The organism is uncultured Oscillibacter sp. (genome assembly GCF_910587525.1).
GTDB lineage: Bacteria > Bacillota > Clostridia > Oscillospirales > Oscillospiraceae > Oscillibacter.
On record NZ_CAJULS010000086.1, the window covers coordinates 1 to 10613 of the forward strand.

Sequence of the window (10613 nt, forward strand, 5' to 3'; positions counted from 1 at the left end):
TCCCGTTCCGCCGCCCCGCTGCCCCAGTCGGTGAAGTCCACCTCCAGCCAGTCGCTGCCCTCCCGGCGGAACAGGGCGGTGAGGCGGGACAGGGTGTCCTCCTCCGCCCCGCCGCCGGTGGCCAGGATGGCCTGGAGGGCGAACAGGATTTCGTCCTGCTGCGCCTGGGAGAGAAGGGCCTTGTCCAGCACGAACTGGTCCATCAGCCGGATGCCGCCGCCCTGGCCCTTCTGGGTGAACACCGGGATGCCGGCGGCGGACAGGGCGTCGATGTCCCGGTAGATGGTGCGCTCCGACACCTCCAGGCGCTCCGCCAGTTCTCCGGCGGTGACGGCCCGCTTTTCCACCAGCAGATACAAAATCTCAAAAAGACGGCTGTTCTTCATCGTTCCCTTCACTCCCGAATGACACAAGCGGGCTTTCACGGGCCGGGCCCCCATTGGGCCCGGCCCGTGAAAGCAACTATACCACGCCTGACGGCTAGATTCAACGCCATTTTCAATGCAGCTGGACATACCCGCAAATTCCTAGTATAATAAACGCATAATTCGAACGATATTCCTAATAATCAGTACGTTCCTCTCTTCCCATTTTCATCCAAGGGGCCTACAATAGGACGTGATCAACCTTAAAAATCATTCGCTGGGGCGAAAAATTTTTATAATCTGAAAGGAGCGGTTTTATGTCTATTCTTGTTGCTGGCGGCGCCGGGTATATCGGCAGCCACACCTGCGTGGAGCTGATCCAGGCGGGCTATGAGGTCGTTGTGGCGGACAACCTCTACAACTCCAGCGAGGAGGCCATCCGCCGTGTGGAGAAGATCGTGGGGAAAAAGATCCCCTTTGAAAACACAGAGCTGTGCGACAGGGCTCAGGTGGAGGCCCTCTTCCGGAAGTACCCAGATATCGACTCCGTGATGCACTTCGCCGGGCTCAAAGCCGTGGGGGAGAGCGTCAGCAAGCCTCTGGAGTACTACTCCAACAATCTCATCAGCACCCTCTACCTCCTCCAGGTCATGCGGGAGAGGGGCGTGAAGAACTTTGTGTTCTCCTCCTCCGCCACGGTCTACGGCGATCCCGCCACCGTGCCCATCCGGGAGGATTTCCCCACCGGCGGCACCACCAACCCCTACGGCACCACCAAGCTCTTCCAGGAGCGCATCCTCTCCGACTACTGCGCCGCGGACCCCACGCTGAACGCGGCGCTGCTGCGGTACTTCAACCCCATCGGCGCCCATGAGAGCGGCCTGATCGGCGAGGACCCCAACGGCATCCCCAACAACCTGGTGCCCTATATCGCAAAAGTTGCCGTGGGCCAGCTGGAAAAGCTCCACGTCTACGGCGACGATTACCAGACCCCCGACGGCACCGGCGTCCGGGACTATATCCACGTTGTCGACTTGGCCAAGGGCCATGTGGCGGCGCTGAAAAAGCTGGAGCAGAACTGCGGCCTCTTCATTTGCAACCTGGGAACCGGCAAGGGATACTCTGTGCTGGACGTGCTCCACGCCTATGAGAAGGCCTGCGGCAAGGAGCTGCCTTATGTGGTGGACCCCCGCCGCCCCGGCGACATCGCCCAATGCTACGCTGATCCGAAGAAGGCCCGGGAGGAGCTGGGCTGGGAGGCGGAGCTTGGCATCGAGGAGATGTGTGCCTCCTCCTGGAAGTGGCAGTCCATGAACCCGGGCGGATATAAGGGTTAAAGGAGGAGCGGAGTATGAACAAGCCTGTTCTCGTCATCATGGCCGCCGGCATGGGCAGCCGGTACGGCGGTCTCAAACAGCTGGACCCCGTGGGGAATCACGGCCAGCTCATCATCGACTACTCCATCTATGACGCCCGCCGGGCTGGCTTTGAGACGGTGGTCTTTGTCATCAAGCCGGAGATCGAGGCGGACTTCAAACACGCCATCGGCGACCGGGTGGCCCGGGTGATGGACGTGAAATACGCCTACCAGCTGAAAGAGGACCTGCCGGAGGGATACGCCGTCCCGGAGGAGCGCACCAAGCCCTGGGGCACCGCTCACGCGGCGCTGTCCGTGCGGAGTGTTGTGGACGGTCCCTTCGCCGTCATCAACGCCGACGACTACTACGGACCGGAGGCCTTCCGGGAGATTTACACCTACCTCTCCGGCCACCCCGACGGGGCGCTTTACGAGTACGTCATGGTGGGGTATCTCCTCAAAAACACGGTGACGGAGAACGGCACCGTGGCCCGGGGCGTGTGTGAGGAGACGGCGGACCGCTTCCTCACCCAGGTCACCGAGCGCACCAAGATTGAAAAGGGCGAGCCCCCCCGCTTCACCGAGGACGACGGGAAGACGTGGACGGACCTGCCGGGGGATACCATTGTATCCATGAATATGTGGGGCTTCAACCGCAGCTTCCTGGACGAGGCGTGGAAGCGGTTTCCTGCCTTTTTAGACAAGGCCCTGGCGGAAAATCCCGCCAAGGCAGAGTATTTTCTGCCCACCGTGGTCAGTCAGCTGATTGACGAGGGAAAGGCCCGGGTGAAGGTGCTGCGCAGCGAGGACAAGTGGTACGGCGTCACCTACCGGGAGGACAAGCCCGCGGTCATGGCCGCCATCGCGGATAAGACGGCTTCCGGGCTCTATCCGGACGATCTCTGGGAGGTGGGGGCATGAGCCAGGCGGAACAGACCTTACAGGAGGTCCTGGGGGCCTTTGACTTCGGCGCTCCCGTAGTGGGTGCCGTCCGGTACGGCCAGGGACATATCAACGACACCTTCTGCGTACACACCCAACCGGAGGACGCCTGCTGCCGCCGCTTCATCCTCCAGCGTATGAGCGCTGCCGCCTTCAAGCGGCCGGACCAGCTGATGGAGAATATCATCGGCGTCACCGAGTACCTGGGCCGGCAGATTGAGGCCCGGCGCGGCGACCGGAGCCGGGAGGCCATGGAGGTCATCCGGCCAAAAAACGGGGAGGCCTATTACACCGACAGCCAGGGAGGCGCCTGGCGGCTCTACCCCTTTGTGGAGCATACCGTCTGCCACCAGGCGGCGGACACGCCGGAGCTCTTCGCCGCTTCCGGCCGGGCCTTCGGCCGCTTTCAGCAGCTTTTGAAGGATTACCCGGCGCAGAGGCTCCATGAGACCATCCCCAACTTCCACAACACCGAGGACCGGCTGAAAAAGTTCAAGGCCGCTGTGGAGGCGGACGGGCTGGGCCGGGCGGCGGAGTGCCGGCCGGAGATCGGCTTCGTTCTGGCCCGGGAGGCGGACTGCTCCGTGGCCCTGAGCGCCATGCGGGAGGGGAGGCTTCCCGTCCGCGTCACCCATAACGACACCAAGCTGAACAACGTCCTCATGGACGAGGCCACCGGAGAGGGGATCTGCATTATCGATCTGGACACCGTGATGCCGGGTCTTGTGATCTACGACTTTGGTGACTCTATCCGCTTTGGCGCCAACCACAGCGCCGAGGACGAGACCGACCTCGGCAAAGTCAGCCTGGACGTGAACCTCTTCGGCGTGTATACCGCCGCCTTTCTGGAGGGTGCCGGCGGTTCTCTGACGGATGCGGAGATCGAGTATCTCCCCTGGGGAGCCAAGCTGATGACCCTGGAGTGCGGGATGCGCTTCCTCACGGACTTCCTGGAGGGAGACACCTATTTTCACACCAGCCGGGAGCGGCAGAACCTGGACCGCTGCCGCACCCAGTTCAAGCTGGTGGCGGACATGGAGGCGCGCTGGGACGAGCTGCGGGCCATTGTGGACCGGTACCGCGGGAGCTGAGATACGGAATTGAAAACCACTGCGGGAGGGCGCCCTCCCGCAGGCGCTCTGCCCTGCAGAGCGCCGCGTCCGCACGGGAGGTGATCTGCAGATGGCGGAGATGAATATTCTGTTTGACGAGGAGCGGCTGCGCAAGCTGATTGCAAACCTCAATATCCTCACCGGCCTGCCGGCCAACATCCTGGACCCGGAGGGGCGGGACATCAACCTGTTCAAAGGCCACCCGCCCTTTTGCAGGATGCTCAACGACCTTCCGGAGGGGCACGAACGCTGTGTGGCCTGCGACCGGTGCAAAATCCAGCACTACACCGCGGAGAAGGGGTTTCAGTTTTACCGCTGCCACGCCGGGATCTGCGAGGCCATTATGCCCCTCTTTGACAAGAAACGGCCCCTGGCCTATCTGGCCTTTGGCTGCTATCTGGATGAGACTTCCATGGAGGAGCAGTGGGAGGTGACCCGGAGCCGCCTGGACTGGTATCCCGGCGGCGCGGATGCCCTGCGCCCCGCCTTCTTCCAGTTCCGGCAGTACAGCCAGCGGGAGCTGCGGGCCTACGCCGAGACGCTGGAGGCATTGTCCGCCTATATCCAGCTGAAGGGCATGATCCTCACAGCGGAGCAGACAGACCTGCAGAAGCTGGAGCTGTATCTGGATGGGCACTATATGGAAAAACTGTCTCTGGCCTCTGTCTCTCAGGAGCTGCGCATCGGCCGCACCAAGCTGTGCGCCCTGGCCAAGGAGCTCTCCGGCGGACACACGCTGTCATACCTTATCGCCCGGCGGCGCATCGACGAGGCCAAGCGGCTGCTGCTTCAAAGCGGCCTGCCCATCTCCGTGGTAGGGGAGATGGTGGGCATCAGCGACTATAATTATTTTTCCAAGGTCTTCCGTTCCGTCACCGGCAGTACACCCAGCGCTTTTCGGAAAAACGGCCTGAGCGGCAGGGGGATTTCCGGCTAATCGATTACGAAATCGTACGAACTTCCGCGGTTCGTACGATTTTCCTATAAAGCGGACTTTTTGCCCTATTATTCACAGAATGAACAAGTATAATTTAGATTACGGAAACGCCTTTGTGGATTATTTCCCACGGAGATACTCCGCAGCTGGGTTTTCCACATCATTTCATGAAAGAGGAGAATGAAGATGAAAAGATTTCTTGCGTTGCTGCTGGCTCTGGTCATGACAATGGCCCTGGTGGCCTGCGGCGGCAAAAACGACACCCCTTCCACTGACAACACCCCTCCCGCGCAGAACGATCCCGCCCCTGAGACACCCGCCGAGAAGGTTGACATCAACGTGATTGCCGCCCAGTACGGCCAGAACACTGGCGACTGGTGGGCCAACTTCGTGAAGGAGTTCAACAGCACTTACGAGAACATCAACCTGACCGTGGAGGTCGTCTCCTGGAACGACATCTACACCGTGGTCAACACCCGCATCTCCAACAATCAGGCCCCTGACATCCTGAATATCGACGTCTTTGCCGACTATCAGGCCGACGACCTGCTGCTGCCCGCCGAGGAGTTTGTCTCCGCTGAGACCTATGCCAAGATGTACCCCGCCTTCCTGGACCAGTCCGTGGTGGACGGCACCGTGTGGGCCATCCCCGACCTGGCCTCTGCCCGCGCCATGTACTACAATGTGGATATCCTGGAAGCCGCCGGCGTGGAAGTTCCCACCACCTGGGACGAGCTGAGGGATGCCTGCGCCAAGATCAAGGCCTATGACTCCAGCATCTATCCCTGGGGCATTGACATGACCACCGACGAGGGTCAGGCCGCCTTCGCCTATTATATCTGGAACAACGGCGGCGACTTCACCGACGCCAACGGCAACTGGACCCTGAATACCCCCGAGAACGTGGAGGCCATTGAGTACGCCATCAGCCTGGTGAAGGACGGCTACACCAACTCCGACCCTGCCACCGAGACCCGCTATGACCTGCAGGATCTGTTCGGTGCCGGGAAGCTTGCCATGATGATCGGACCCAACTCCATTCCCACTTACATCGCCGAGGGCGGCAGCACCATCAACTATGCCTTCGCCGCCATCCCCACCAACGGCGGCAACCCCTCTGTCTCCGCCGGCGTTATGGACCGCTTCATGTGCTTCGACAACGGTCACTCCGACGAGAAGATCGAGGCCATCAAGACCTTCTTCGACTACTTCTATGACGATGCCCGTTACTCTGACTGGGTGCTGATGGAGGGCTTCCTGCCCGCCACCTCCGCCGGCGGCGAGATCGTGGCCTCCTCCGATCCCAACATGGCCCCCTGGGTTGACATCGTGGGCTCCTGCAAGTTCTATCCCACCGCCAAGGCCGAGTGGGCCGACGTGAAGCAGGGCGTCATCAACGTGGAGCAGCAGGCCCTGCTGGGCGGCAACGTCCAGGAGCTGCTGGATAACCTCCAGGCTGAGATCGCCGGCTAAACCACGCCTAACACGCAAGTCCGAATACGTACTGCCGTGGGCCGGGCCTTTGGCCCGGCCCACGGCCTCCTTCAGCCGCTTTCAAAGCGCGGACACAACCCCGCGTTTTGAAAACGGCCGGAGGGGTCCGTGCGGGAGAAAATTTAGGGAGGTGTCCCCGTGAGCAAACTGACTGCGCCAAAGGCCGCCCCCGCGGGCAGCACGACAGCCCGCTCCGGCAAGAAGGTTTTCCGCAAAATCGAACCGTACATCTGGATCGCCCCCAGCGTCATCCTCATGGCCATCTTTATTGTGGTACCCATCTGCAAGGTGTTCCAGATGTCCATGAATCAGGTGACTAAAACCAACCAGCTCAAGGGCTTCAACAACTTTGAAAACTTCATCAAGGTGGTCAAGGCCCCCGCCTTTACCTTGGTGCTGAAAAACACCCTGGTGTGGACCATCGCCGTGGTTGTGCTGTCCACCGTGCTGGGCTTTATGCTGGCCCTGGTCCTGAACAACAAGTTCCGCGGCCGGAAGATCGCCCGGGCCATCGTGGTGTTCCCCTGGGCCACCACCCTGGTCATCCAGGCCAGCGCCTGGGGCTTCATCATCAATAAGGACTACGGCACGCTGAACACCCTGCTGATGAAGATCGGCCTGATCAGCCAGCCGGTGAACTGGACGCCCACCCCGGAGGCCTATTTCGCCTGGGAGATCGCCTGCGGCATCTTTGTCACCATCCCCTTCGTCACCTTCTGCGTCCTGTCGGGATTGCAGAGCATCGACACCTCCTATTATGAGGCCGCCACGGTGGACGGGGCAAACTACTGGCAGAAGCTGTTTAAAATCACCCTGCCGCTGGTGAAGTCCTCCCTCACGGTGTCCACGGTGCTGAACATCATCTACGTGTTCAACTCCTTCCCCATCATCTGGACCATGACCAAGGGCGACCCCGCCAACCGCACCGACACCCTGGTCACCTACCTCTACAAGCTGGCCTTCTACAACGGCAAGCAGGGCGAGGCCTCCGCCGTCTCGGTTATCGGCTTCCTCATCCTGCTGGTCTGCGCCAGCGTCTACATGATCTACACCCTGCGGAAAGGAGATGACGATTTATGAGCCAGCCCGTGAACACCGTGAAAAAGCCGGTTTCCATAAAGAAAACCATTCTGCGCGTCCTGCTCTACTTCGTCGTCCTGGACGTGTGCGTCATCACCCTGTACCCCTACTTCGCCATGCTGTGCACCGCCCTGAAAAACCGGGTTGAGATTTTCTCCGGCGACAACATCCTGCCGGTGACGGCCCTGTGGTCCAACTTCATCGACATCTGGAGCCGGGCCCCCATGGCCAAGTACATGCTCAATTCCATCCTGATCGCCGGCGGCTCCACCATCATTGCCATGCTCTGCGGCATTCCCGCCGCCTATGCCCTGGCCCGGATGAAGTTCAAGGGACAGACCGCTTTCCTGGGCGTCATCATCGTCTCGCAGATGTTCGCCCCGGTGGTGCTGCTGATCGGTATTTACAAGGTTATGCTGAGCATGGGCCTGACGGACAGCATCCTGGGACTGATTTTCATCAACGCCGCCTTCAACCAGGCCTTTACCGTCTGGTTGCTGCGGGGCACCTTCATGGGTATCTCCGCGGAGATGGAGCAGGCCGCCACCATCGACGGCTGTACCCGGGTCCAGTCCATGATGAAGGTTCTGCTGCCTGTGGCGGCCCCCGGCATCGTTACTACGCTGATCTTCATCTTCATCAACGCCTGGAATGAGTACACCGTGGCCCTGTGCCTGATTTCCACCGATATCCTCAAGCCGCTGACTGTTGGCATCAACACCTTCAACGGCTATAACATCATCGAGTGGCAGTATCTCTTCGCCGCATCCATCTTCGCCATTATCCCCGTGGTCATCCTCTTTATGTGCATCGAGAAGAACCTGGTCAGCGGTCTGGCCTCTGGCGGCGTGAAGGGATAACGGCCCCGCGTATTCAGAAAAAACTGGTGAATTCCATCTGGAGTGTGGTATACCATATATTAACGGTGATCCATATCCTGCCGGAGTACGCCAAACAGGACTTTTGGAAAGGGAGAGCATACCATGAGAATTTACTGCGAGAAGGACTACGACGCCATGAGCCGCCGGGCGGCAAACCTCATCTCTGCCGAGGTAATTCGCCGTCCGGACTGTGTGCTGGGCCTGGCCACCGGCTCTACGCCGGTGGGGACGTACCGGCAGCTGGTCGCCTGGCACCAGCGGGGCGATTTCAGCTTTAAAGAGGTCCGCTCTGTGAATCTGGACGAGTACAAGGGGCTGGCCCCCGACCATGACCAGAGCTATCGCTATTTTATGCAGGAGCATTTCTTTGACCATATCGACATCTGTCCGGAGAACACCTGGGTGCCCGACGGTTTGGCAGAGGATGCAGCGGCAGAATGCGCCAGATACGACGAGCGCATCCGCTCTCTGGGCTATGCGGACCTGCAGCTTTTGGGGGTGGGCCGGAACGGCCACATCGGCTTCAATGAGCCCGGTGAGGATTTTATGAAGGCGACCCACGTGGTGGACCTGGCGGAGAGCACCATCGATGCCAACGCCCGGTTCTTTGCCACCCGGGACGAGGTGCCCAAGCAGGCCTTTACCATGGGCATCGGCTGCATCATGGCAGCCCGCCGGGTGTTGCTGCTGGCTAGCGGCGCCGACAAGGCAGATGCCATTTACAACGCTGTCTGTGGGCCCATCACGCCCCGTTGCCCCGGCTCCATTCTCCAGCTCCATAACGATGTGGTGCTGGTGGGCGATGAAGCCGCCCTCAGCAAGCTGATTGAGGCGGGAGTATGCGTATGCGGATAACCGGCGGCCAGGTCTTCGACCTGGAACGGGGATTCATTGCCCGGGATGTCTGTACGGACGGCGGGCTGGTCGCTCAGGCCAGCGGCGGCGGTGAAACGCTGGACGCTGCCGGATGCTATGTGATCCCCGGTCTGGTGGATGTTCATTTCCACGGCTGCGTGGGGGAGGATTTCAGCGATGCCACCCCAGAGGGGCTCCAGCGCATTGCGGACTTTGAGCTTTCCCAGGGCGTGACCTATATCTGCCCCGCCGGTATGACATTGCCGGAGGACCAGCTGACAGCCATCTGCAAAAACACCGCCGCCCACCGCAGGCACAACACCGGCGGCGCGGAGGTGGTGGGCGCCCATCTGGAGGGGCCATTCCTGTGCATGGCCAAAAAGGGTGCCCAGAACGGGGACTTCCTCCATGACCCGGACGTTCCCATGCTGGAGCGCCTCCAGGCGGCGGCGGAGGGGTGCGTGAAGCTGGTGACTGTGGCCCCCGAACAGCCCGGCTCCGTTGCGTTCATCAAGGCCGCCAGGGAGATGGACATTCACGTTTCCGTGGGACACACTGTGGCGGACTACAGCACAGCCAAGGCCGCCTTTGAGGCGGGGGCGGACCACGCCACCCATCTCTTCAACGCCATGCCGCCCCTGGCCCATCGGGACCCCGGCGTTATCGGCGCGGCATACGAGGTTCCCGGTGTTCAGCCAGAGCTGATCTGCGACGGCATCCACATCCACCCGGCGGTGGTTCGCCTGACTTTTGACCTGTTCGGCAAAGAGCGAATGATCATCATCTCCGACTCCCTCCGGGCTACGGGTATGCCTGACGGCGAATACCCCTTTGGCGGCCAGATGATCGAGGTCCACGGAAGCCGGGCCACCATTCTGGGTCATCCGGAGACGCTGGCGGGCTCCGTCACCAGCCTCATGGGCTGTCTGCGGCAGGCGGCCGCCTTCGGTATTCCCCTGGCGGACGCGGTACGGGCCTGCACCTACAACCCGGCCCGGTCTATCGGCATTGAGGACAGAGCGGGTACCTTGGATGTTGGCAAGGAGGCCAGCCTTGTTCTGCTGAATCAGGCGGACCTGTCCATCCGGACCGTCGTGTTTAAGGGCCAGGTGGTGAAGGGTTGAGCGCCCTTGCTTTTCCGTTGGATTTGGCGGGATTTTTCGCCTTTCCATAAATAAACCAGGGCCGCGGGCTGCTCCACTTCCACAGCCCCCGGTACCAAACAAAAGGAGGAAAATCCGCAGCGGCTTGCGGTGCGGCAGTGTGGAGACCTGCCGTAAAGTCCTCGGGGCCGCGCGTCCCGGGACGAGGTGGAGAGGGCGGAGGCCGCTCCATCAAAGCCGAAGTGTATGGCAACTCTGAACCTGAAGAACATCAAGAAGGTCTACCCCCACAGCGGCGATCAGAAAAAGGCCAAGAAGAAGGCCGGCGAGCCCGAGAAGAAGGTGAACCTGCAGGTGACCGACGAGGGCGTTGTGGCCGTGCAGGAGTTCAGTCTGGACATTGCCGACAAGGAGTTCATCGTTTTGGTCGGCCCCTCCGGCTGCGGCAAGTCCACCACCCTGCGGATGGTGGCCGGCCTGGAGGAGA

At 61.0% G+C, this 10613-nt stretch carries 11 protein-coding genes; 10 read left to right on the forward strand and 1 reads right to left on the reverse strand.

Features of this window, described 5'->3' with window-relative positions:
- On the reverse strand, window positions 1-386 hold a 386-nt coding region (locus QZ326_RS08660), incomplete at its 3' end, for a YafY family protein (RefSeq protein ID WP_295744001.1).
- Window positions 387-682: 296 nt separating this feature from the next.
- Here QZ326_RS08660 and galE point away from each other — a divergent pair.
- The 10 genes from galE to QZ326_RS08710 all read left to right on the forward strand — a co-directional run.
- On the forward strand, window positions 683-1702 hold the full coding sequence (gene galE, locus QZ326_RS08665) for a UDP-glucose 4-epimerase GalE (protein ID WP_295744003.1): 1020 nt from the start codon (window positions 683-685) through the stop codon (window positions 1700-1702).
- A 14-nt stretch (window positions 1703-1716) separates the two neighbouring features.
- The gene (locus QZ326_RS08670) at window positions 1717-2643 is read left to right on the forward strand and encodes a sugar phosphate nucleotidyltransferase (protein WP_295744006.1); all 927 of its coding nucleotides are present in this window, start codon (window positions 1717-1719) and stop codon (window positions 2641-2643) included.
- Window positions 2640-3755, forward strand: a complete 1116-nt coding sequence (locus tag QZ326_RS08675; protein WP_295744008.1) for a phosphotransferase enzyme family protein — start codon at window positions 2640-2642, stop codon at window positions 3753-3755. Before QZ326_RS08670 ends, QZ326_RS08675 begins: the two co-directional genes overlap by 4 nt.
- A 91-nt stretch (window positions 3756-3846) precedes the next feature.
- Complete coding sequence (locus QZ326_RS08680) at window positions 3847-4713, forward strand: PocR ligand-binding domain-containing protein (RefSeq protein WP_295744011.1); 867 nt, start codon at window positions 3847-3849, stop codon at window positions 4711-4713.
- Between the two features lie 186 nt (window positions 4714-4899).
- On the forward strand, window positions 4900-6186 hold the full coding sequence (locus QZ326_RS08685; protein WP_295744014.1) for an ABC transporter substrate-binding protein: 1287 nt from the start codon (window positions 4900-4902) through the stop codon (window positions 6184-6186).
- Window positions 6187-6345: 159 nt separating this feature from the next.
- A complete protein-coding gene (locus QZ326_RS08690) occupies window positions 6346-7287 on the forward strand; it encodes a carbohydrate ABC transporter permease (protein ID WP_295744017.1) in 942 nt (313 codons plus the stop codon).
- A complete protein-coding gene (locus tag QZ326_RS08695; protein ID WP_295744020.1) occupies window positions 7284-8147 on the forward strand; it encodes a carbohydrate ABC transporter permease in 864 nt (287 codons plus the stop codon). The genes QZ326_RS08690 and QZ326_RS08695 overlap by 4 nt, the downstream gene beginning before the upstream one ends.
- 123 nt (window positions 8148-8270) lie before the next feature.
- Complete coding sequence (nagB, locus tag QZ326_RS08700; RefSeq protein WP_295744023.1) at window positions 8271-9023, forward strand: glucosamine-6-phosphate deaminase; 753 nt, start codon at window positions 8271-8273, stop codon at window positions 9021-9023.
- Window positions 9008-10147 (forward strand): N-acetylglucosamine-6-phosphate deacetylase, encoded by a 1140-nt coding sequence (gene nagA / locus QZ326_RS08705; protein WP_365328846.1) that lies wholly within the window; start codon window positions 9008-9010, stop codon window positions 10145-10147. The genes nagB and nagA overlap by 16 nt, the downstream gene beginning before the upstream one ends.
- 225 nt (window positions 10148-10372) lie before the next feature.
- A partial coding sequence (locus tag QZ326_RS08710; protein ID WP_295744026.1) for an ATP-binding cassette domain-containing protein occupies window positions 10373-10613 on the forward strand: 241 nt, incomplete at its 3' end.

Coding starts and splice junctions, on each gene's coding strand:
- nagB (WP_295744023.1), top strand. CDS start 8,271: ATGAGAATTTACTGCGAGAAGGACTACGACGCCATGAGCCGCCGGGCG.
- QZ326_RS08695 (WP_295744020.1), top strand. CDS start 7,284: ATGAGCCAGCCCGTGAACACCGTGAAAAAGCCGGTTTCCATAAAGAAA.
- nagA (WP_365328846.1), top strand. CDS start 9,008: ATGCGTATGCGGATAACCGGCGGCCAGGTCTTCGACCTGGAACGGGGA.
- QZ326_RS08680 (WP_295744011.1), top strand. CDS start 3,847: ATGGCGGAGATGAATATTCTGTTTGACGAGGAGCGGCTGCGCAAGCTG.
- galE (WP_295744003.1), top strand. CDS start 683: ATGTCTATTCTTGTTGCTGGCGGCGCCGGGTATATCGGCAGCCACACC.
- QZ326_RS08670 (WP_295744006.1), top strand. CDS start 1,717: ATGAACAAGCCTGTTCTCGTCATCATGGCCGCCGGCATGGGCAGCCGG.
- QZ326_RS08685 (WP_295744014.1), top strand. CDS start 4,900: ATGAAAAGATTTCTTGCGTTGCTGCTGGCTCTGGTCATGACAATGGCC.
- QZ326_RS08675 (WP_295744008.1), top strand. CDS start 2,640: ATGAGCCAGGCGGAACAGACCTTACAGGAGGTCCTGGGGGCCTTTGAC.